The 22,032-nt window shown below is 43.3% G+C and carries 19 protein-coding genes; 8 read left to right on the top strand and 11 right to left on the bottom strand.

All coding sequences use genetic code 11. The features are described 5' to 3' along the window. Positions 1-32: 32 nt before the first annotated feature. Positions 33-1,568: an alanine/glycine:cation symporter family protein gene (locus ACQEXU_RS07235; RefSeq protein ID WP_427010338.1), complete on the bottom strand. Its 1,536-nt coding sequence runs from the start codon at positions 1,566-1,568 to the stop codon at positions 33-35. A gap of 696 nt (positions 1,569-2,264) precedes the next feature. Between ACQEXU_RS07235 and ACQEXU_RS07230 the strand changes: the two genes are divergently transcribed. The 4 genes from ACQEXU_RS07230 to ACQEXU_RS07215 all read left to right on the top strand — a co-directional run bounded on the left by ACQEXU_RS07230 (position 2,265) and on the right by ACQEXU_RS07215 (position 6,390). Next, entirely contained in the window at positions 2,265-3,263 is a 999-nt protein-coding gene (locus tag ACQEXU_RS07230) for an ABC transporter substrate-binding protein (protein ID WP_427010255.1), read from the top strand. Beyond that, entirely contained in the window at positions 3,260-4,585 is a 1,326-nt protein-coding gene (locus tag ACQEXU_RS07225; protein ID WP_427010254.1) for a diguanylate cyclase, read from the top strand. Before ACQEXU_RS07230 ends, ACQEXU_RS07225 begins: the two co-directional genes overlap by 4 nt. Positions 4,586-5,442: 857 nt before the next feature. After that, positions 5,443-6,000, top strand: coding sequence for a DJ-1/PfpI family protein (locus tag ACQEXU_RS07220; protein ID WP_367988805.1), 558 nt, complete (start codon positions 5,443-5,445; stop codon positions 5,998-6,000). 21 nt (positions 6,001-6,021) lie between these two features. Next, on the top strand, positions 6,022-6,390 hold the full coding sequence (locus ACQEXU_RS07215; protein WP_367988806.1) for a ribbon-helix-helix domain-containing protein: 369 nt from the start codon (positions 6,022-6,024) through the stop codon (positions 6,388-6,390). Positions 6,391-6,447: 57 nt separating this feature from the next. Here the strand turns inward: ACQEXU_RS07215 and ACQEXU_RS07210 are convergent, their stop codons facing one another. Then, positions 6,448-7,134: a DNA-3-methyladenine glycosylase I gene (locus ACQEXU_RS07210; protein ID WP_427010253.1), complete on the bottom strand. Its 687-nt coding sequence runs from the start codon at positions 7,132-7,134 to the stop codon at positions 6,448-6,450. Positions 7,135-7,243: 109 nt separating this feature from the next. Between ACQEXU_RS07210 and ACQEXU_RS07205 the strand changes: the two genes are divergently transcribed. Then, positions 7,244-7,417 (top strand): hypothetical protein, encoded by a 174-nt coding sequence (locus ACQEXU_RS07205; protein ID WP_427010252.1) that lies wholly within the window; start codon positions 7,244-7,246, stop codon positions 7,415-7,417. A gap of 37 nt (positions 7,418-7,454) precedes the next feature. On the opposite strand, the gene ACQEXU_RS07200 is transcribed toward ACQEXU_RS07205, so the two are convergent. The 5 genes from ACQEXU_RS07200 to ACQEXU_RS07180 all read right to left on the bottom strand — a co-directional run bounded on the left by ACQEXU_RS07200 (position 7,455) and on the right by ACQEXU_RS07180 (position 14,107). Next, complete coding sequence (locus tag ACQEXU_RS07200; protein ID WP_427010251.1) at positions 7,455-8,054, bottom strand: thiol:disulfide interchange protein DsbA/DsbL; 600 nt, start codon at positions 8,052-8,054, stop codon at positions 7,455-7,457. An 86-nt stretch (positions 8,055-8,140) separates the two neighbouring features. After that, entirely contained in the window at positions 8,141-8,479 is a 339-nt protein-coding gene (locus ACQEXU_RS07195) for a hypothetical protein (protein WP_427010250.1), read from the bottom strand. 164 nt (positions 8,480-8,643) lie between these two features. Then, positions 8,644-11,454, bottom strand: a complete 2,811-nt coding sequence (locus tag ACQEXU_RS07190) for an Hsp70 family protein (RefSeq protein ID WP_427010249.1) — start codon at positions 11,452-11,454, stop codon at positions 8,644-8,646. Between the two features lie 56 nt (positions 11,455-11,510). Next, the gene (locus ACQEXU_RS07185; protein WP_427010248.1) at positions 11,511-13,475 is read right to left on the bottom strand and encodes an Hsp70 family protein; all 1,965 of its coding nucleotides are present in this window, start codon (positions 13,473-13,475) and stop codon (positions 11,511-11,513) included. Continuing rightward, entirely contained in the window at positions 13,475-14,107 is a 633-nt protein-coding gene (locus tag ACQEXU_RS07180; RefSeq protein WP_427010247.1) for a DUF2760 domain-containing protein, read from the bottom strand. The genes ACQEXU_RS07185 and ACQEXU_RS07180 overlap by 1 nt, the downstream gene beginning before the upstream one ends. Before the next feature lie 302 nt (positions 14,108-14,409). Here ACQEXU_RS07180 and ACQEXU_RS07175 point away from each other — a divergent pair, with 302 nt between their 5' ends. Together ACQEXU_RS07175 and ACQEXU_RS07170 are read left to right on the top strand one after the other, a co-directional pair. Next, entirely contained in the window at positions 14,410-15,939 is a 1,530-nt protein-coding gene (locus tag ACQEXU_RS07175) for a sensor domain-containing diguanylate cyclase (protein WP_427010246.1), read from the top strand. 88 nt (positions 15,940-16,027) lie between these two features. Further along, on the top strand, positions 16,028-16,558 hold the full coding sequence (locus tag ACQEXU_RS07170; protein WP_367988815.1) for an exonuclease domain-containing protein: 531 nt from the start codon (positions 16,028-16,030) through the stop codon (positions 16,556-16,558). A 39-nt stretch (positions 16,559-16,597) separates the two neighbouring features. Here the strand turns inward: ACQEXU_RS07170 and ACQEXU_RS07165 are convergent, their stop codons facing one another. The 3 genes from ACQEXU_RS07165 to ACQEXU_RS07155 form a co-directional block, all read right to left on the bottom strand. Further along, complete coding sequence (locus ACQEXU_RS07165; RefSeq protein WP_427010245.1) at positions 16,598-17,050, bottom strand: TerB family tellurite resistance protein; 453 nt, start codon at positions 17,048-17,050, stop codon at positions 16,598-16,600. Positions 17,051-17,222: 172 nt separating this feature from the next. Next, on the bottom strand, positions 17,223-19,145 hold the full coding sequence (locus ACQEXU_RS07160) for a PTS fructose transporter subunit IIABC (protein WP_427010244.1): 1,923 nt from the start codon (positions 19,143-19,145) through the stop codon (positions 17,223-17,225). Between the two features lie 190 nt (positions 19,146-19,335). Further along, positions 19,336-20,394 carry a hypothetical protein gene (locus tag ACQEXU_RS07155; RefSeq protein WP_427010243.1) on the bottom strand — a complete coding sequence of 353 codons (1,059 nt, stop codon included), beginning with the start codon at positions 20,392-20,394 and terminating at the stop codon, positions 19,336-19,338. 113 nt (positions 20,395-20,507) lie between these two features. On the opposite strand from ACQEXU_RS07155, the gene ACQEXU_RS07150 reads away from it, so the two are divergent. Then, a complete protein-coding gene (locus ACQEXU_RS07150) occupies positions 20,508-21,290 on the top strand; it encodes a phytanoyl-CoA dioxygenase family protein (protein WP_427010242.1) in 783 nt (260 codons plus the stop codon). Between the two features lie 53 nt (positions 21,291-21,343). Here the strand turns inward: ACQEXU_RS07150 and ACQEXU_RS07145 are convergent, their stop codons facing one another. Beyond that, entirely contained in the window at positions 21,344-22,030 is a 687-nt protein-coding gene (locus ACQEXU_RS07145) for a GntR family transcriptional regulator (protein WP_367988820.1), read from the bottom strand. Between the last annotated feature and the right edge of the window lie 2 nt (positions 22,031-22,032).

Below are 22,032 nucleotides of genomic sequence, written 5' to 3'. Positions count from 1 at the left end.
TATTGTTCGTGATTTGAATCTACAATTCTGGATTAAGACTCTTGAGAAGCCGCTTCAAGCTTACCTTGTTTACGTGCTTCTAGGCGTACAAGATAATCTGCAAGGTCACGTTTAATCTCAGGAACCAGAATATATAGACCGACAATGTTCACCAGTGCCATAGAGAAGATCATAGCATCAGAGAAGTCGATAACTGGGCCTAAGTTCATTGCAGCGCCAATCACAACGAAGACACAGAACTTCACTTTAAAGATGATTTCAGCTGTTTTACTTTCACCAAATAGGTAAGTCCAAGCTTTTAAGCCATAGTAAGACCACGAAATCATCGTCGAAAATGCAAAGAGAACGACTGCGATAGCTAGAATATGCGGGAACCAGCTAATTGCACTACCAAATGCAGCTGAAGTTAGTTCAACGCCGGCTAAACCAGTATCCGTATCTAAGTAACCTGTGATAATGATGACCAAAGCTGTCATCGTACAAATCACAACAGTATCGATAAATGGTTCAAGTAGAGAGACAAAGCCTTCTGACATTGGCTCTTTCGTCTTTACTGCTGCGTGAGCAATTGCCGCAGAACCAACACCCGCTTCGTTCGAAAACGCTGCTCGCTTGAAACCTTGGATTAGTACACCAATCACACCACCGGCAATGCCTTCACCGGTAAATGCACCGTGGAAAATAGCACCAAATGCATCGTCGATACGGTCATAGTTAATACCGATGATGATCAAAGCAGTACCCACATAGACGAGCGCCATGAACGGTACGACTTTTTCGGTTACTTTTGCAATTGATTTGATACCACCAATAATCACGATACCTACAATCACAGCAAGGATAAGGCCAAATAACCAGCCTTTATCAGCAAGGAAAGAGGCATCACCACCTGTCACGCTAACCACTTGCTTAAATGCTTGGTTGGCTTGGAACATGTTACCGCCGCCTAAAGCACCACCGATAGCACACACCGAAAATAGTACAGCAAGAGTGCGTCCAAGAGCGGCATTGCCACGTGCTGCTAAGCCTTTACTCAAGTAGTACATTGGGCCACCAGAAACTGTCCCATCAGGGTTTGTGTTTCGGTATTTAACACCCAGCGCACACTCCACAAACTTACTGGACATACCCAATAAGCCTGCAAGGATCATCCAGAAGGTCGCTCCAGCACCACCAATCGAAACAGCAACAGCAACACCGGCAATATTACCCAAACCGACAGTACCGGAAAGAGCAGTTGTTAGTGCTTGAAAATGGGTGACTTCACCATCTTGCTTTGCTTTCGGATCGCTGTATTTGCCTGAAACTAATTCGATAGCATGCTTAAAACCTCGGACGTTAATAAACCCAAGGTAAGCTGTGAAAAAGATAGCGGCAACGACTAACCATAATACGATCCAAGGCACCTGTACGTCAGAAAATGGGAATGGAATAGTCGAAAAGATCATTCCAACAAAAGGGTTTACGATAGGTGCAACTACTTCATTAATTTTTTCATCTAAGCTGGACGCAACGGCATTTGAGGTAAAAAATCCCCCTGCCAGTGCCAGCAACACGTTTTTCTTCATCATCTGTCCTGTCTTATTAAATTTTATAGTTATAAGAATGGTGGTTTTAGTAATTTGTTATGTTATGCGGTTACATGTATGTAACATTCGCAATTATTCCTGTTTTAAACAATCACGCAACATCTTTAACCTGTTTTATGATCCATCATGCATTTTGTGATTTACGCTACATATGTCCCATTCAGCAGTAATATTCTGCTCAATAGCGTCTTTGGTAGTGGCTAAGTTATGACGATTAGCGGTTTGTGTAGTGGTTTGTTCTGTAAAAGCGTTTTTTCTAAAGATCTACAACTTTGCGGTCTGCTTAGCATTTAATATGGGCAATTTGACTAAAAAGTGTTCAATTGCAAAAGGGCAGTGATTGAAATATGCATTTCAATTTATATGTGGTTGTTTTACCTGTTTGAAAGAAGTGAAGAGGTTAATATCACTGTTTAATAACGCGTGGTATGAATCATGGGCAAGACTACAAATCGATACAGTTAAAGTAAGTGGCAACCGTAATTGAAGGGAGCTTATTGAGCCACTGCTAAGCGGCAGGCTAGAGCACATTGTTATGAGTTTTATTGCTTAATATCAAAGAAGCGAGGTTAAATACGGTAAAAAGCACTAATGTTGCTAACAGAAGTGATATTTGCTGACTAGACTAACAATTAAATGCTGTTAATTCTAAAGTGCTAGGTAGGGTTGTGGAATATGGAACCATGGAAAAGGTTTACGCTACTCATTATTGCTGTTTCTTCGAGCGTTTTATTAGCAGCGTTTGTTTCTCCGATAAAAAATGAAGAGCCTTCAGCAAAGCCTTTAACGATTGCCGTTTCTCAAACTCCCTTGTCTGCGCCTTTTATCGCTCTTGAACATTTACGTTTAGATGAAAAGTACAACTTAAACTTGCGCTTTTTAGCCTGCACGGGTGGTGTTGTGTGCAGTCAGAAAATGTTCACTGGTGAGGCTGATTTTGCGACGGCATCAGAATCTGTAGTTATGTTTAAAAGCTTTGAACGTGATGATTTTGTCGTACTTACCAGTTTTGTTGAATCTGCCAATGACCTTAAATTACTGACACTGGAGAGTCGTGGCGTAGAGCGTATTTCAGATTTGCAAAATAAGCGCGTCGGGATCATAAAAGCGAGTGCCAGCGAGTTTTATTTTGATTCCATGTTGATTGCAAATAGTCTTAAAGGGCTTGATTTAGAACGAGTGTACTTGAAGCCTACTGAACTGAACGAAAAGCTTGTTAAAGGTGATGTCGATGCAATCTCTGTCTGGGAGCCTTATGGTTATATGCTCCAAGCTGATGCTAACGAAGACATTATTAATTTAAGTTTACCCGGGATCTATCATCTTTCATTTAACCTTTTATCTCTTAACACAACCTATCAACAAAACCATGAGCAAACAGTGCGACTACTCCAAACACTTGCTGAATCAGTCGATTGGATAAATACCAATCAAGAAAAAGCTCGCACCTTAATCGCCAAAAAACTCAATGTACCGGAAGAACAGTTGTTGTGGTCTTGGAAAGACTACGTGTTCCGACTTTCACTGAGCAATGCGTTGCTTTCAAATTTACAAATGCAGGCAAGATGGGCGGTTGACGCAAACTTAACTCAGGGAAAAATACCGGAGTTCCGTTCTTTAATGGCGATTGAAGCCTTAGAAGAAGCGATAAAGTTAGAGGTAGCCGTCAAGTGATTGAATCCATTTCGCGTAAGCTAACAGTGTTATTTATATCAACGGCGTTTCTTATCGTATTGATTACCTATTCTTTGGGAAAATTGCATTACGAGCAAAAGCGTATTCAACAGAATATTCAGGCAGTGATTCAGATCCAATCACGGGTAAACATGTTGCGAAGCCAGCTATGGGTATTTTTGCAATATGAGGATAGCAATAGCCTTGAGCAGGTATACATTGCTCAACAAAGATTGTCTGAAAAGCTTAGTGAATCGACATCTTATCATGATTACATAACAAACTTAGATAAACTCAATAAGAGCCTTGCTGTACTGATCGAGCAAGAGCGTTCGCTGGTGGAAAGTAAACAGGGAAGACAACACTTCGCTGAAGCAAAAGCATTACTTCACTCACGGTATAACATGGTTGTACAAAATATGACCGAAGAGCTCTCTTATTTAGAACAGTACATTCTTAAACAGAGTGCAGAAAGGCAGGCCTTTGCCTTAACCTCAAGCGCTGTTCAACTACTTCTGTTTTCCATCATTGTTTGTGGTATTGCTTTTATGATCCTCAAGCGCTTTCGCCAAGGTGTGCATTTTATACGTCAGGCTATTGATGAGTTAGGTCGCGGTAATCTTGTTAGTCGCATGCAATGTCCACTCCCCAATGATGAGTTTGTTGAGCTGGCAAAGTACTTCAACCATATGAAGCAAAGCCTCCAAAACAGCATTATTACTAAAGAAGAGTTAGAACAAGAGATTAAGCGAAAAACATCGACCCTTGAATTGCAAAAAGAACAACTGGTATTTCTCTCAGAGCGTGATCCTTTGACTGGTTTACGCAATCGCAGAGCGTTTCTTCGCGCTTCAGAGCAAGCGATAATGAAAGCGAATCGAACTGGTTTGAAAATTGCCTTATTTTTTATTGATTTAGACCGTTTTAAAGAGATCAATGATAATTATGGGCATGATGCTGGTGATGAAATCTTAAGACAGTTTGCGTTTCGCATTGAGCGAAGTTTCCGTTCTACCGACTTTGCGGGTCGTTGGGGCGGTGACGAGTTTGTTGTGTGTTTGGATCTGCTGGAAAACTACGATGGGGTGATGCAAAAAGCTGACGAGTTTGTGGAGTATCTAAAACAACCAATTGATTATGAGGGACAATTGCTTTCAGTAGGGGCCAGTATTGGAGTCAGCTGTTTCCCCGGCGAAGGAAAAGATATGAATACACTGATCAAACTAGCTGATGAGGCGATGTATCAAGCTAAACGAAATAATGAAAATCATGTTTTTTCGTATTGGTTAGACAATCCCACCTCCAATAAAATTGCAGGATAGTGAATAAAAAGAATAGTTATAGGTTATAACAATAAAAAATATAACGCTATGATATATATGTAATCAATTATCTGAGTGATTAAAGATATACATATTTTGTATTTATTGTTGATTTGCCTGTTTTAATTTCATTGTTTTCATAATTAAATGCGGCATTGGTTATAGTGTAAAAATTTAAAAATCTGTTAAGGTAATTTCATTAAATATGCTGAGTAACTTCTTCTTGGCTATTTTGTGGTGTAAAACTTGGCTTGTAATGATAATAATATTCTAGAACATACAGGCTTATATTAAATGGTTATTACTTTTCAACCATAAAGGATGTGATAATGGATGGCTCTCTTATTTTGTTTGAACATTGGTGTTTTTGATCGTCAAAAATAAGTGACTAATATTTGGCGTTTTTTGATGGGTTGTTTGCTAAGAATAGATGCTTAAAATATCCGACAAGTTTAGAAGTTGATTTATGTATCTATCAATGCATTAATATAGGTTTTATCTATTAGTTAGTATGATTACTTAAGAAACTATATAGAATTAATTAGGCAATATTTTATTATCTACATTCTTAAATAAAGAATATCTTATGATTAAAATAATGGTAAATTTTTTATGCTTTATCAAAATAGCCATTATTTTATAAAAGTAAATTACAAAGTTCTATTCGCCCTTTTAGCTCCGATATATCGGAGTTTTTTTTACATCGAACCGAATATCTTGGATGTAGTAATGAACTTTTGTTTTTTTTAGAACCAGATAACAAGCGTAGTAATCAATTACTACCTGTCATTCACCTGACCATGCTAAACCTTGAAGCGCACACTAGGTGGAACAGAGTTAATAAATGGAGAAACAAGATGGCTAAAGTACTGATGATCACTGGTGATTTCGTTGAAGACTATGAAAATATGGTGCCATTTCAAGCACTGCTAGCAATGGGACATGACGTTGATGCCGTGTGCCCGTGCAAAAAAATCGGTGATTCTATTGCAACAGCGATCCATGATTTTGAAGGTGATCAGACCTATACAGAAAAAAAGGGACACAACTTTACACTCAATGCTACTTTTGATGAGATTGAGTTCGCTCAATACGATGCGTTATATATTCCAGGGGGTAGGGCTCCGGAATACCTAAGATTAAACCCAGAAGTGATCGAGTTAGTTCAATCATTTATTAATACAGGTAAACCAGTCGCAGCCATTTGTCATGGTGCACAATTACTTACAGCTGCGGATGTTGTGAAAGGCAAGAAAGTTTCTGCTTATCCTGCGTGTGCTCCTGAAGTGACAATGGCTGGAGGCGAGTATGTCGCGCTAGAAATGGATCAGGCAATTACTGACGGTAAGTTGGTAACAGCACCTGCTTGGCCTGCTCATCCAGCGTTACTTCAGCAGTTTACGGCGTTGCTATAACAATACTCAGGAGGAGTGACCATGTGTCAGTTGTTTATACAGGCAGAACAAGATTTATGGACCAGCAAAACACGTTCGCTGAGAATTGATGGCGTGGTCACTTCCATCCGTTTAGAGTGTTTTTTTTGGGAAACTTTAGAAGAAATTGCAGAAAGAGATAGCTTGACTGTGAACCAAATGATCACTCGTTTATACCGTGAATCCCTAGAAGCACAGCATGACATCAGTAATTTTACTTCTTTTCTTCGTGTGTGCTGCGGGCGTTATTTGTCGCTGATAGCCGATGGCGCGATTTCTAGAGATAGAAACTCACCATTAAGTGAGGTCGATGTGGAATGTATTCTTGCTGAAGAGCGACATCGAGAAGTGCTAAGAACCACGATATATTGAATTCAGTTACCGAAAAGCCAGTGTAGACTGGCTTTTCTATTTTGGTTTTCTGAGTGATTAAAGTCGATTATCGCCAGTGCTGAATGCTATAGTCTGACTGATTTCGCTGAGGCTACGGCCGCTTTGGGTTTGCCATTCTGCGAACGCTTTATTGATGGCAAGTAGAGAGCGTTTGGTATCTTTTCCTCCCTCAATGATCTTACTATTTCGCAAGTAAGACTCTACATCCCCAGACAGAATGAATGTATCTACTCCCATTTGCCGCAAGCTATAGGGGCCCGTATTTCCACCGAGTCTGCTACCGTGTTTCTTTAAAAAGCCCCATAAGCCTGTGATTTCGCTTTTTGGCCACTGTGCGATCATATTTCCAAACGAACCATGTTGAAGAGAAGCTTCATGGATCATTTGAGCGTTAGCTTGTATTGATTTGACTTTAGCATGGTGGCGAATGATACGAACATCTGAGGCTTTGTTGTCCCACTGCTCGTCTGAGAGCATCAGTAATGGGCCAATATTAAAGCCAAAGAATACCTCTTCAAAGTTTGGCCATTTATTACGAACGACATTCCAAGAGATACCACTTTGAAAGATCTTCATACTAAATACAGATAGCCACCGATCATTGGGTATCTGTGCGATTTCTTGAGACGTTAATGGTGAAGACAGCAATGTCTCCAAGTTTTCATTGCCACCTTTGCGTTCTGCTGCGCGGTAGTAAATGTCTTCAAATTTCTCGAGTTTCAAAATCTACTCCGTAGGCTGAATTGACACCGTAAATTGCAAATTGACTAATTAATGACATTCTAGAATGTAAGAAACGTAAAATCTGCGACAAACATGAGGGTATCATCAGATGAAGCAAATTTATCTAGCACTTTGTATGTGCGGACTTTTAGCTGGTTGTCAGATCAATAGCTTAGAAGGCGAATACAAAGACGTTGAAGTGAAAGTGAGTAATAAAGACTCAAAATCTGGTTCTGACGGAGAGTTTTGTCCACCGGGTCAAGCGAAAAAAGGCAGATGTTAACAAGAAAGGCCAGAGTTTAGCTCTGGCCTTTTTAGTTTTACAGTGTCAGCAAGTAATTGACTAGCTGATTATATTCTTCGAAGCTTTTTATCTTCTCTGGTTTCACAATGTATTTGTCGTTAACCAATACGCCTGGAACGCCAGTTAGCGTGCTCTTCTCAAACTGTTTGTCAAATGCACGTTGCATAGAGCTAACAACAAAGCTGTTATAAGCAGAATCAAATTTCTTCCCATCCACACCATTATCTATAAATATTTGGCGCAATGCCTCCTCATTTTTCGGTGCTGATTTTAGTTCATGTATTTGTTTGAACATGGCAGGGACGAGTGTTTTCTCCACATCTAATGCGACCATTGTTGCGTAGGATTTAGCCATTGGTACTGCCATGTTATTTCCCATAAAAGCCACATGAACTTTTTCAAATTTTGCATCTTTAGGTAATGATGCTTTTAGGTTGTTGATGACGGGCTCAAATTTGTAGCAGTGTGGGCAATAGAATGAGAAAAATTCAGTCACTTTTTGAGAGTTAGATTTTTCAACATCCAGTACTTTGTAATGTGTCCCTTCTTCAAATTGGGCAGCTTGTACGCCAAACGCGATAAGTAGTGTAGTAACGAAAGTAACCAGTTTTTTCATGGCTTAGATTCCTATAAATTCATTATTCAGTGAACACACTGGTTCGTACGAGACGACAGTGTGATAGATAGATTTGTGAATGGAATCTAAACGATTGGAGGGCGGAATAAGGTTTGAATTCGGCTGATGGCTTCGCCAATCTTATTGGGGTGGATGGAGGCACGAGCCACAGATAGTTTACTGATGATATTGACGTTCTGACTGCAAGGGATTTTCAGTAAGCAAACAGAAGCGCAGCAATGATGATTGTTTATTTCATTTTGATGCTCCGATTTCGGGCACTCTACTGGATGAACTTGCCACTTAAAATCACCGGCTGCTGAGTGGGAAAAGGTTTCTTGACCCGCTTGAACACTCACCGCCACACTGGAAAAAAACAGTGCGGTGACAGCAAATAGCGTGAGTATAAAAGTTCGGTTTAGCAAGATAACAGCCCCACAATAAAACGTGCTCAGCTTACTGGATTTTCTTTTTAATACAAAGAGGTACTACAAAGAAGTGAGAAGGTGGTACCAGTGTATTAAATAAAGCGTGGCATGGAGTATTAGCCGAAGTTTGTCTACGGAAAGTAAACTTCGGCTAATGTACTCTACTGATTGACTAAAGTGAGGCCTGCTGGCAATGCGTCACCAAAGATACTCTTCGATTCGCTTTCAGATAGTGCTTTAACTTCTTCAACCAGTGATACCCAAGATTCAGGCACCTTGCTTTGCTTCAACTTAGCCAGCACTTGTTCACGGTAGTCGTCTGAGATATCAAATAGGCGGTCACCCGTTTTACGACAAATCATTACAGCTGCGAAAGCGATCATTGGTTCTTTCTGCCAGTTCTGCTCTAAAAGCTTAGGTAACCATTGTTCTGCTTGTTCACGAGGAATGACATTGTGCTGGCTGCCATACAAAGGGGTACGTGATGCCAAGCGACCCATTGCCCACCAGTGCGCTTGTTCGAACTGATTGTGGTTGATGGCTTTGCTCAAGAACCACGTTGCCAATAGAACTTTGTCTTCGACTTCTAGGTGTTCAAGTGATGCCGCTAATCGAACCATTGACTCGTAACCCATGTCTTGTGCCGCTTTGGCTGATTGTGGGTTTTTCATCGCGCCAGGGTGTAGGTATTTCGCGATGTCTGCCAAGATGGTCTCTTGCTGCTCTTGGCTCAAGCCACCGGCAATACGACGCCAGAATACCCACCAGTCAGTCCAACCTTGATGGTTCTTGAACTGAATGTTTTGTTGGTAGAGACCCCAAACTTGCTCAATGCGCCATGAGTCGGTTGGATCGCCAAAGCCCGGACGCAGTGCAAAGCCAGCTAAACGAAGCCAGTTTTTCTCGTGTTGTTCAGAACGGCGACGACGCTTACGACCTTGTGCAAAGGTATCGAACAGTTGACGTAGGGTAGTGAAATCCCATTCATCGCGCTTGCCAAGTTTCTTCTCAAGATCTTTGGCTAAGGTTTTGATCTCTTTGCTTTCTGCGCTTTTCTTATTACCGCTGTAAAGGCGTGCGATCAGCTCCTTACATTCGTTCAGTTTAGGATGAAGCTTAACTTGCTCACTGTCATCAGTTTGCTTGTTACGAACTTCGAACTCCAGCTCCCAACGTTTGTTGTCGTCTTCTGCGCTGACACATTCCATCTTAATCGTGCCGACTTCAGTCAACTGACACGCCAGTTGTACTTCTACGCGCTCTTTCTGGTTGGCTTGTAGCTCAGCGCCTTCACCTTCAAGGGTAGTGATATAAGGCGGCAGAGGAGCAAACAAGTCAGGATCAACATCAACCATCACACCGTTTTGAATGGCAGTGTTATTGGTTAAGGTGTCGTGGGTAGAAGTCAGCAGGTTAAAGCGAACGGGTTCACCTAGGGTAAGCGAGAAACGACGACCACTTAAGCGGATCTCGTGACCTTCTTCTGTACCTTTTGCAAGCAAACAGAGCGCTTTGCCCATCTTGTTCTTTTCTTGAAGGTGCAAGAAGTAAGAACGCGCTGCACCGCCACCAATTTTAAGCTGCGCACCACGACGTGCTTTACCAAACGCAACAGCACCCAGTGCAACAGACCAATCTGGATGTGGGTTGTCTAATACCGTAACCGGTGCGCCGCGCCAATCGGAAAGTAGGGTAGTGACACGCTCAGTCACAAGTTCACTGTTGAACACACCACCGTTGAGTAGCAAACCGACTGGAATGGCATTTTGTTTGTCGTCTTCAATGCCAAGAGCGGCTCGAGCAACTTGCTGGTGCTGAGTTAAGAACTCGGCAACGTGTTTGCTCACTGCCGGGTCGGCAACGTATGGAAGACCAAACTCGACAACGGCGCTGCGACGTTTGTCTGGTACTTCACTGAAATCAGAAAGCGGGAAGAAGCCATCCAAAGCGATTTGGTGCACTTCTTGTTTGCTCAGCCCAATACTCTTTGTTCCGCCAAGAAGTTTAGAGCCGCTGCCCAGCATGGTGATTTTCACTTCTTCAGGTGCACTCGCTGAAAGTAGGTTTTCTTTCGCCTTGCGAGTTTGCTGAATCAGCTTAGTCAGGCTTGCTGCAGTGAGCTTCTTACTTTGGTTGAAGCGGCTCTCTGCAAGATGTGCTAATGCTAAGTCGAGGTTATCACCACCAAGCATCAAGTGCTCGCCAACACCAATACGATCAAGGGCTAACTCATCTTGAGAAGAGAAACTTGCTTCAATCAAGCTCAAGTCGGTGGTACCACCACCCACATCGCACACTAGGATCAGTGGCAACTCTTTGAGCTCATCAGCTGCGGTTTGCTGGTGACGCGCGTACCAGTCGTAACACACGGCTTGTGGCTCTTCGAGCAGGACGATTTTCTTTAAACCTGCCAGCTCAGCCGCTTCAAGCGTGAGTTTACGAGCGGTTTCATCGAACGAAGCTGGAACGGTCACAACCACATCTTGGTCTTCTAACTTATTGCTAGGATGACGGTAGTTCCATGCTTGGCGAATGTGGTTGAGGTAGCTTGCGCTGGCAATAACGGGAGAGACTTTATCTACATCTTGTGCACCAGCCCAAGGAAGAATGTCTGAGCTACGATCCACTGCTTGGTGCGATAGCCAGCTCTTAGCACTGGATACCTGACGTCCTTCCACCTTGGCGCCTAGTTCACGAGCCCATTCACCCACGATCACATTACTAATGTCGCCAGAGACAAGTTCGTTTTCCCAAGGGAGTGTTAGGTCAGAAGGGGAGATTTGACCAACCGCAGGGTGATAGCGGAAAGAGGGCAGTAATGGTTTACGAACCACTTCACCCGGACCAATCAATTGGTCGATGTCGAATAGGGATACTTCGGATTGTTCAAGGTTGTCGGTGATTTCACAGTACGCCACCACAGTGTTAGTGGTGCCAAGGTCAATACCAACAAGAAAACGAGGAGATGCCATACAAACCTTCGTGTATTTAAAAACGGCACCCGATTGGATGCCGTTTGATTTTCTATTTATTCTTCTTCGTTTGAGTCGCTTTTCGCGTCTTCGCGCACATCGAACTCAACATGCCACTTTTGACCGTTATCAGCGGCAATGGCTTCTAAATAAAGCGTACCAAGCTCTGTCACGCGAGAGGCTAGAGTTACTGGAACCACTTCACCTTCACGACGACCTTCAGATACTGGCAGCGTTACTTGGATTTCTGGTAGCTCTTCAAGCTCTTCTGGTGCCCAGTAGTCTAGGTGAGTACCTGCTAGGTCATCACGACGAACAGTTGAGCCAAAGAACTGGAAGTTAACTGGCTGACCGATGATCAAACCAAACTCTTGGCTTGGTACGTCAACACTTGAGCCTTCTTCCATACCAAATGGTGCTACACACAATGCTTCCATTGGAGGCGCCATGCCCGGAATCGCTGGCATCGCACTTTCGATACCCACGTAGTACGCCGAAGCAATACCACCACGGATACGAACGCCTTGACCACGACGTACAGAGCCGTAGTAAGCTGCACCGCTAGCAACTGCAAGGTCTAGATCCACACCTGTTAGGCGTTTCGCCATTTCTGCATCTGCTTCAATTAGCCATTCGTTGATCGTGTCTTCTAGACGAGTTGCTAGAAGTTTCGATTTCAGAACACCACCGTTGAATAGGATTGCGGTTGGCTTGATGAAGTCAGCCGATTGCGCTGCATCCGCACCTGGCATACCAGGCATGTTAGCGAATGGGGTGAAATTTTGAGCTGCTGCTTCTGCGCCATTTCCTGAAGTAGAAAGAGCATTGGCTTGCTTAGACAAGAACGCAGCAATGTGACGAGTAATGCCTGCATCTTGTGCGTAAGGCAGACCCATTTGCGTAAGTGCACCACGGTTACGTTGAACAGGGTGATCAGTAATCGCAACTTGAGGGAAGAAGCCGTCAACCAGTGTTTGTTGTACTTCTTCTTGAGTCAGTTCTGTTTTCAGCGTTGCGCCAAGCAGTTTAGAACCACGGCTTGGTACTACGATTGGCACTGACTGAAGTTCGCTGTCGTTCAATAACGCTTCTTTCGCGTCACGACATGCGTGCGTCATTGCCTGAACTTGCCATGGCTGTAGCTCTTTGCCTTCTTGCGCTAGTTTCATCTTCAAGCGGTACGCAAGTGCAAGGTCCATGTTGTCACCGCCAAGTAGGATGTGTTCACCTACCGCGATGCGGTTCAGAGTTAGGTTGCCGTCGTCTTCAGTTACTTCAACCAAAGAAAGGTCGGTTGTACCACCACCGATATCGACTACAAGTACGATGTCGCCAACTTCAACTTCGTCGCGCCATTTGTCGTTACTGTTGTCGATCCAGTTGTAAAGCGCAGCTTGTGGCTCTTCTAGAAGCGTTAGGTGCACAAAACCAACGTTGCGTGCTGCTTCTGCTGTTAGATCGCGAGCAGCAGGATCAAAAGAAGCAGGAACTGTAATAGTTACGTCTTGATCGGCAAGGTTGTGATTTGGATTCGCGTGATTCCAAGCGTCTTTTAGATGCTCTAGGTAAAGCTCTGTCGCGCGAATAGGGGATACTTTTTCCACTTCTTCTGGGCTACCCGCTGGTAGGAAGGCATCACGACGGTTCACACCTGCGTGGCAAAGCCAAGATTTCGCACTTGCAACAAGACGAATTGGTGTTTTTGAACCTAGGTTACGTGCAATCGCACCAACCAGTGCTTTTGGTTCGCTCGACCACGGAAGAACGCGTGATTGCGGGTTCATTTCGTGCTCGTGCGGCTGGTATAGGAAGGAGCCTAACTGGCTGCGAGTCTCTACCGTACCCGGCGCAGTCAACTGCGGGATAGGCATAACTTCAACGCGAGCATCTTCGTCGTGTGTATCAACAAAAGACATCACACAGTGTGTTGTACCTAAGTCGATACCAACACTGAATTTAGGCGTCTGTTGAGTTTCAACAGACGCTTCTTGAGAATGGTTTTCTTGGTTCATGTGTTCCATTACAGCTCAACCTCAGCTGGAGCGATCACAGATGCATCGTAGTTGTCAGCCAGTTTAGGCAACGTCATTGATGTTGCTTTCCAACCTTTGTGAACGAGCGTGCCGTTGAATGGCGCGCTGCCTGTTACGTTGCCAGTTAGGCGGATTTCTTGTGGGTTGAAGCCTTCTTCAACCGTAATGCGAGTTTCTTCGTCTTCGTTACGAACGTGCGCTAGCGTCACGTAGTCGTTCAGCACTTTCTGACCACCAGTGTGGATTACGCGAGCGGCTGCGCCTACTTCTTCATCAGAGAATGACGTTAGGTCTTCTTTCAAGAAGTCAATCAGACGAGCTTCTTGCTGCATGATAGAAAGTAGCTGCATTGCAGAGTCTGTAGATGCCGTTGCAAGTTTCGATTCAACTTCTACAACACGTTCTACGACTTTCTCAACTTCCACTACTTTTTCTACTTCAACAATCTTCTCGACAGGCTTCTCAACCTCGACGATTTTTTCAACTGGTTTCTCAACCACTTTTTCAATGACTTTGGATTTGCGAGATACCGCAACTAGAAGTAGCAGAATACTTGAAGCTGTTAAGCCTGCATGCAGCATGTCAAAAGTTTGAGGAATCATTTGTAAATCGAAGTTCATGATGAATTCTCTTTAGATAGTTGTTGTATCGGGAATACTCTTGGGTAACCCGTGGCTTATTGCCAAGTAATAGTCGGTAAATTGGGGCGAATAGTACCATATTCAAGCGACTCAGCTTGTACAAATCGAGTCTCACTCATGCTTAAGAGGTTTAGTTGCTCTCTTTTTGTTCGCTTTTTTTGCCCTAATGGATTTTTGCACGTGCTCTAGGTTGTATTTTTAGTTGTAATTCATAATTGTGCTTTCTGAGTTGGGATTGCTAGAGTTAGAATGACATCGATTAAACTTAAGCAATTCGGACTATGTATCTTATTTTCAATAAGAAATTCTTACTTCCTTTGGCTGCATTCGTTTTTACGATGATAGTGACGATGTTCTTCGTCTTTTTTTCCTACTCAGCACAGCAGCGCTATTTAACTTCATTGTTGGATAACCTTGCTCAGCGACAGGTTCAAACGCTACAAGAATATGTTGAACATGACTTAAGTTATATTGGCTCCGGTGCTAATTTTTTCTACGCTACGTTTCCTGAAGACTGGGATCAGTTTGATGTTTTTGCTAAGCGGCTTATTGATGGCAGTGACACGCTGATTGGTTTGCAGTGGATGCAAAAAGTAGAGAAGCAAGATCTCGATGCGCATATAGAAGAGGTACGTAAAACCTTCCCTTCTTTTGAGATCTATACCATTCCTAAAGATGGCCCTAAAACCATGGGTTATATCATGCAAGATGACCAACCTATTTTCGTCGCATCCGATATCTATCCACGTACTAAAGCCAACCTCGATCTTCTTGGTTTTTATTCATCTCGTGTCAGATTCCAGCTTGTTCTTGATGCCATGCGCATCACGCATAAACCCAATGTTTCGGATAAAGTCCGGTTGCTTCAAGATGGGCTGGATCAAAGTCTGAAAAAAGAAGGGATGCTTGTTTACCACCCAGTGTTTGATCTTTTTGATGATCAACAGATGATTGGCGTGGTTGTTGGGGTGATCCGAACTACGCGCTACTTTGAACAATTGATGGTAAGAACGGCAACAGAGCAAAGGTTATTGGTAAAAGTAACCGATTTAGGATTTGATGCTGAAGACGATCCTATTTTATTTCAAAGCCCTGAATGGAATGCAATTGAAGGTATGGGCAGCGTTAAAAAAGTGGTGCTGCCAAATAGAGAATGGATGGTGGAGTTTAAGCTTGAGAAAAGTACGTCGACTATTGAGCGGATGGTCTTGAAAGGCGTTGCTATAGCGGGGCTCGTGATTGCACTCTTAGTGAGCTATATCGTGTTTATGATGGTACGTGCAAAAGAGCAATTGTCAGTACTACTCGACGAACGAACCAAAGAGTTACAGTTCCTTGTAAGTCATGATGCTTTGACAGGGCTGTACAATCGGCGTGCATTTAATAGTGCGCTTGCTGACTACATTGCACGTGGTCGAAAATTTACCTTAATCGGTTTTGACATCGATAACTTTAAATTAATCAATGATGAACACGGCCATGTCGCTGGTGATGAAATGTTGATCCATGTTTCCAAAGTTATTAGCAACAAACTGAAGCGTGGTGACATGTTTGTTCGGATGGGAGGTGATGAATTCAGTATTCTGACCGAAGTTGTAAATCCTATTTTGCTGAAAGAGTATCTAGAAGAAATTCGAATTGCCGTTGAACAGTCTGAATACCCGTTTGCAGAGCACCAAATATCTTGCACATTGAGTATTGGTGCCGTTGTTCGGGATAACCACAATGAAGAATCATTAATACAAGCTGCGGATAGCCAACTGTATCTAAGCAAGAAAGCAGGCCGAAACTGCTGTTCAATTGCTGATTAACTCAGCAAACGACTTTGCATGAGTCGAGTTTTTCCTCTAGCTAGGGTAAAATTCAGCGCTTTAACGACTTTCACACTAAAGGCGAGCGATGAACCACAACCGCATAGTTTGTTTCGATTTGGAAATGTGCTGCTGGAACAAAGATGGCGTAGGGACAACTGGAGAAATTATCGAAGTTGGCTTGGCTGAGATCGATATTGCCAAAGGTGAAATCGTAAAGCGCGCTCAATATTATGTGAAGCCTGAGCATGATGAAGTTTCATTGTTTTGTGCTGAACTTACCGGAATCACACCTCGGAAAATTGAAAAGCAGGGACGGCCACTTGCGTCAGTTATTCAGTCGATGATCAAAAACTTTGGTGGCTCCAATAAGATCTATGCGGCTTGGGGGCGTGATGACTTAGTCTTGATGAAAGAGTGTCAGCAGAAAGGCATCGATGCGCCATTTCGTGAGTTCATTAACTTAGCAACCTTATATCGAATTCAGAACCGCCTTAAAGATAAGCGCATCGGTCATCGTGCTGCTCAAGAAGCGAAGGGCATTGAATGGGAAGGGCGACAACATTCTGGCTATGTTGATGCCTATAACCTAGCTAAGCTAGCGTTAACTATGCTGTAAAGAACAACGGGGGGAGCGAAATGCTCCCCCGTGTTGTTTCTAGGGCTTGCCGTCAGTGACTGACAGTTTTGCCCGTATAAATTCACTATGATCCACATAGAGTAGTTCTGCCGCCTTACGAATGACCGCATCTTCTAGAGGATCAATCTCACCATCGGCATGTGCGACTTCCCACATTGCCTTGATAAGCTCAAAGCGTGTTTCCTGAGAAAGCTCTCGTAACTGAGAAGTAAAGTCGTAAAGGGAAGCGGAGTCTTTGACTCGTAGCTCAGCCCGTTGCAATAGCCGGTCTGATTCTTCTTCTGTTAAGCCTAAAAGACGGACGAGCAACTGATGCTTAGCTTCCTTTTCTTTCACATCAATTTGATGATCGGCTCCTGCCACTTCGCAAAGTAATGAAGCGATAGCAAGGTTAGCATCGTTTGTATTTTGCTGGGAAAGATCGTTGCCTTCCAGTAATTGTTTGAACAAAGAGGTGATCGAATTAAACATCGTCACGTTTCTCCTCTAATCGAGTCAATACGATTAAGATGGTGGCGAAGTCGAGAAATAACAAGTTTGGTTTCTAATTTGATTTGAAAGAGTAAATGATTGCAGTGTGATGGTCACAATGAATTAGGGGTATCAGTTAATACCCCTAATAAATTCAAGAGTGGGCGGGTTACTATTGTGCGGTTACCTGTCCTTGTTGTGCTGCTGCGATACGATTTAGACGCATCTTCTTCAATGCAATAGCGATTGCGGCTGTAGTGATTGCGCCAATTGCCATGGCAAGTAAAGCGAGCAGTGGTTTGTTGAATGCACCAAGTAGTACAACGATCGGACCACCGTGAGCCACATTACATGTTAAGCCAAATGTGAAGCCTAATACACACGCAACGGCAGAGCCGATCATGTTGGCTGGGATCACTGCAAATGGGTCGCGAGCGGCAAATGGAATCGCACCTTCAGATATGCCGACCATTCCCATCGCTGTGGCTGCTTTAGCGTTCTCTACTTCTTCTCCTTCAAATAGGTTCATTTTACTGCCTATGAAGGCGGCGAGAGCCATACCGAGTGGCGCTACAGGAATGGCAGCAGCTTGTGCACCCATAAATTGAGTCTGACCTTCTGCAATCAACCCAACACTGAAGAGGAATGCGACCTTGCCAAAAGGCCCACCCATGTCAAAGCCTTGCATCAAGCCGATAACAATACCAATAATAATTACATTGCCTGTAGAAAGGTTTGCAAGCACCTCATTCATGGTTTCCATGATGCCGGCGATAGGGGCACCAATGATGAAGATGAAGACGGCGGCAATAAAAAGTGAACCAGCAATGGGAGCGATCATGATTGGTACAAGTGGTTGAATCATCTTCGAATAGTTGAAACTCACAATCCATTTAACGAAGTAACCCACAAGCAAACCCGCGATGATAGCACCGATGAAACCTGTACCAGCGCCAGCGTCGTAGAACGAACCGTTGTTGGCAATCCAACCGCCAATTAAACCCGGAGCTAACCCTGGTCGGTCAGCGATTGCATAGGCAATGTAACCAGCTAAAACTGGAATCATCAGCGTAAAGCCAACCACACCAACATCAAGAATCTTATTCCAGAGACTACCTTCAGGAATCGCTAAGCCACCCGGTGTAGGTTCCCCACCAATGGCAAGCGCAAGTGCGATGAGAATACCGCCCACAACCACAAACGGGATCATGTGGGATACACCATTCATTAGGTACTTATATAAATCTTTTCCAGAGCCACCCGGACCAGTAACGCTTGCCGTTTGTGATGCGGGTTTATTATCACCTTCGAAAATAGGCGCATTCAAGGCTTGCTCGATCAGTTTATCGGCTTCTTTGATGGCTGCTTTCACACCCGTAATGACGACTTTTTTACCCGCGAATCTATTGAGATCCACTTGTTTATCACAAGCAACCACAATTGCATCTGCGCGCTCGATATCCGCTTCTGTTGGGGTGTTGCGTACGCCTATAGAACCGTTGGTTTCGACGCAGTGTTCATACCCCATCTCTGTTGCGGCTTTTTCGATGGCTTCTGCTGCGAGGTAAGTGTGAGCGACACCAGTTGGGCACCCAGTCACACCGATAATAAACCCTTTCTTGGTCGCATGCTCGGTGGGTACTTCTTTATTCTCTTTTGAAATTAAAGCCAGTGCTGCTTCGGTGGTCTTCGCAGATTTCAAATTGTCAAGAAAAGCGGGTTCGATGAGTTTTGAAGAAAGACTTGCGAGCACCTCAATATGAAAATCAGAAGCTTGCTCTGGAGAGGCAATCATGAAGAACACTTCAGAAGGTTTGCCATCTTCGGCACCATAATCAATACCGGACTTACTAATTCCGACAGCAATCGCTGGTGATATAACGGCAGAACTTTTCGCATGAGGAAGAGCAACACCGTCTTCAAATCCAGTGTTGCCCGTTTGTTCACGTTCCCATAAATCTTGAATGAATTGTTCTTTGTCTGACACTTTACCTGCTGATACTAGGACTTCAGCAAGTTCGTCGAACGCAGACTCTTTATCTTTGGCAGCTAAATCAAGTTTGATTAATTGCTCATTTAGGATCTCTTTTATCATAATGCAGATCTCATCGTTATATGTAGGGTGTATTGTTTATATGTATTTACAAATTCCAATCCATCTTATGTGCTCCAATTCTGTCTTAAATTGACATTAATCATATTTTTCTATTGTCGTAGATTATAATTTACTCAATTTTAATTAAAGTGTGAGTTTGGTAACGCTGAGGAGTTTGAAAACTTAAGCACTAGTTTTCTTTTTTTGTTATGTCAAATTTCTTTGAGTGGCATTTTATTTGATATGGAAGACTTTGATGTGCACGCCATTGGCTAATGAGAAGTGTTTTTTCATCAATCGGTAATACATCATGGACGTGAATAAACAATGAGTCAGCTTGAGCTTGTTTTGGATGCAAGTCTTTGTTGGTATATTCAGGCATCGCCGAGCCAATGGTGGTTACGACTTCTCCTTGCTTATTCAGTATGATGACAAAACCACTTTCATCTAAACGGTTAACATAGTTTGTCATTGCGTCATTGCTGACAACGGGGCCAGACCAACATACGCCTGCGTATAAGTACTCCCCTAAAATAGCTGCTCTGCAAGGGTATATCCCCGGCAAATATGTTTCATCAACGAATTCACCACTCAACGTAAAGTGTTTAAATCGGGACTGTTTACGAGATGAAATGACTAGAAGCGGATCGCCCTTGGTATCCGTAAACCTGGGGTCGATTGCGATACCATGTGGATTGATAAGTGAAGAATCACTTGGTGCGTTTTCGCTTCCACCGAACGAAAATTGGTATGTCCCGTCTTGGGTAAAGCAATGGATGTAGCTAGCACCGTAGCCATCTGCAACATAGATATTGCCATTCGGCGCCACACAGGTTTCGGTTGGGTTATAAGTCAGTGGGTCACGATAAAGTCCTAATTCAAATGGATTGGAAAAGGTGTGCAGTACCTCTCCATCTAACGTGGCCTTAACCACTTCCCCAAGGCCTTTTTTCACTATTCCATTATGTTCAGTCACACCCGTTTGGGTGATCAATAAGTATTCAACACCATCATGTTCAAACAGGGTTAACCCGTGACAGCCGTCGTAGCCGAGGGTCCAATCTGTGATGAATTCACCATTTGAGGAAAATACGAGGATGTTATTGGCTGGGTGATCTACTGATAGGAAAACTCGGCCGTCTTTACTACGGACGAGTTCATGACAATTCTCTATTCGTATGTGTTCCGGAACCTGTGCCCAATCTCTGTTTATGGTGAGATTCGTTGTGTAAGCTTTTTCTTCTGTCATAAATCCTCTCTTTTGACGACAACACTTTCCACAATGAAATGATTCTATGTTTGCATAATGTCACTAATTTCATTAATTTGTAAATACAAATAAATAAAGAAAGGGATGGTTCAATGATTATTTCAAACTTAGAGCAGATTTCAGAGCTGGAGAGACAGCGTCTCTATGAACAATATCGTAAAGACGGTTATGTACTGCCTAAAGCACCGTTATTCCAATCGTCTGACTTTGCTGAGTTAAAAGGTATTTTCGAATCCTTGCTAGAAAATAAAGGCGATATGCGAGCCGATGAGCTTAACCGGCCACACTACGACGATCCGAGGCTGTTTAAGTTCCTGACGGCTGAGCCAGTTCTGGCGTTGGTGGAGTCTATCATTGGTCCTAATATTGGTCTTTGGAGTAGCCACTTCATCTGTAAAGAACCCTATATTGGCCGAAAAACACCGTGGCATGAAGATTCAAAATATTGGGAAGGGCGTATTGATCGTATGGATAAGCTTGCGACGATTTGGCTGGCGATAGATCCCTCGAAAAAAGAGAACGGTTGCATGCGGGTCATTCCGGGAACGCACCTTATCGAAGAAGATTTTGAATATGTGGCGGTGGATAAGGCGTCACATACTTTCGCCACCGAGCTACACAGTCGTTACTATAACGAGGATGATGCGGTTTATTTTGAATTGGAACCCAATCATTGCTCGATTCACGATGGTCGTATTTTTCACGGCGCTCTACCGAATCATAGTGAATTGAGGCGATGTGGCTATACCATGCGTTATGTTTCGTTAGACTGCAAAATCAACCCAGATCATCCAGACAATCACACGCATCGTTTATATCATTTACGTGGTGAGAATGTGGCGAAAAATAAAGTTATTTTGCCACCAAAGTTCTAGCAAAAATGTGAATGTAGAAGTGGCTTGATGAGGCATCAAGCCATTTGGATCAGTTAGCGAATAGAAACGGTTGTGATCTCGTTAGAGGCTAAAGTTTCAATTGTGTATTGCGCTAGAACGGAGTGAAGCAAATATACGTTATGTGCAATCACCAATGTGACGTGATTTGGCTCGGTTCTTAGTAAGAACGCTTCCTTTTCACTGAGAGTCTTACCGGATATGGTTTTCGCATCGTGACTGATATTTTGCCCGGCTACGTTTTCAATATAATTCAGCACCGAATGTTCACAATGCGTCGCGTTGAAGTCAGGAAATAGGCTGACAGGCATCCACGTTTCTTCAAGCATTGCAGGTTCACCATTGATAATACGCATGCGCTTGTAATGGTGAAGAGCAGCACCAACTTCAAGTTTAAATTTATCTGCCAGTGCCGCTGTTGCTGGTACCTGAGAAAATTCCAATACGATACTCTTGAGATCGGTTTCTTTGTTGATCCGCTCAGAAATACTCGTGAGATTATTGTCTTGATAAAATTCTGGAGGATTAACAAACATCCCTGAACCTTGGCGAGAATGGACAAACGATTCTTGCTTGAGTTTCTCGATTGCCTTGCGAAGTGTGGGCCTACTAACTCCGAACTTATTTGCAAGTGCATGTTCACCGTCTAATTGCGACCACGCAGGGTAGGTATTATTGACGATATCGGATTTAATCGCTTGGTAAACCTCTACATATTTCATAT

Origin of the sequence: Vibrio sp. TRT 21S02 (assembly GCF_050113675.1) — a bacterium.
GTDB lineage: Bacteria > Pseudomonadota > Gammaproteobacteria > Enterobacterales > Vibrionaceae > Vibrio.
Note: the sequence above shows the minus strand (reverse complement) of the source record. Positions and strands in the feature narration are given on the sequence as shown.

Coding starts and splice junctions, on each gene's coding strand:
- ACQEXU_RS07175 (WP_427010246.1), top strand. CDS start 14,410: ATGTATCTTATTTTCAATAAGAAATTCTTACTTCCTTTGGCTGCATTC.
- ACQEXU_RS07185 (WP_427010248.1), bottom strand. CDS start 13,475: ATGGAACACATGAACCAAGAAAACCATTCTCAAGAAGCGTCTGTTGAA.
- ACQEXU_RS07145 (WP_367988820.1), bottom strand. CDS start 22,030: ATGAAATATGTAGAGGTTTACCAAGCGATTAAATCCGATATCGTCAAT.
- ACQEXU_RS07200 (WP_427010251.1), bottom strand. CDS start 8,054: ATGAAAAAACTGGTTACTTTCGTTACTACACTACTTATCGCGTTTGGC.
- ACQEXU_RS07215 (WP_367988806.1), top strand. CDS start 6,022: ATGTGTCAGTTGTTTATACAGGCAGAACAAGATTTATGGACCAGCAAA.
- ACQEXU_RS07165 (WP_427010245.1), bottom strand. CDS start 17,050: ATGTTTAATTCGATCACCTCTTTGTTCAAACAATTACTGGAAGGCAAC.
- ACQEXU_RS07180 (WP_427010247.1), bottom strand. CDS start 14,107: ATGAACTTCGATTTACAAATGATTCCTCAAACTTTTGACATGCTGCAT.
- ACQEXU_RS07160 (WP_427010244.1), bottom strand. CDS start 19,145: ATGATAAAAGAGATCCTAAATGAGCAATTAATCAAACTTGATTTAGCT.
- ACQEXU_RS07150 (WP_427010242.1), top strand. CDS start 20,508: ATGATTATTTCAAACTTAGAGCAGATTTCAGAGCTGGAGAGACAGCGT.
- ACQEXU_RS07170 (WP_367988815.1), top strand. CDS start 16,028: ATGAACCACAACCGCATAGTTTGTTTCGATTTGGAAATGTGCTGCTGG.
- ACQEXU_RS07230 (WP_427010255.1), top strand. CDS start 2,265: ATGGAACCATGGAAAAGGTTTACGCTACTCATTATTGCTGTTTCTTCG.
- ACQEXU_RS07155 (WP_427010243.1), bottom strand. CDS start 20,394: ATGACAGAAGAAAAAGCTTACACAACGAATCTCACCATAAACAGAGAT.
- ACQEXU_RS07235 (WP_427010338.1), bottom strand. CDS start 1,568: ATGAAGAAAAACGTGTTGCTGGCACTGGCAGGGGGATTTTTTACCTCA.
- ACQEXU_RS07220 (WP_367988805.1), top strand. CDS start 5,443: ATGGCTAAAGTACTGATGATCACTGGTGATTTCGTTGAAGACTATGAA.
- ACQEXU_RS07205 (WP_427010252.1), top strand. CDS start 7,244: ATGAAGCAAATTTATCTAGCACTTTGTATGTGCGGACTTTTAGCTGGT.
- ACQEXU_RS07190 (WP_427010249.1), bottom strand. CDS start 11,454: ATGGCATCTCCTCGTTTTCTTGTTGGTATTGACCTTGGCACCACTAAC.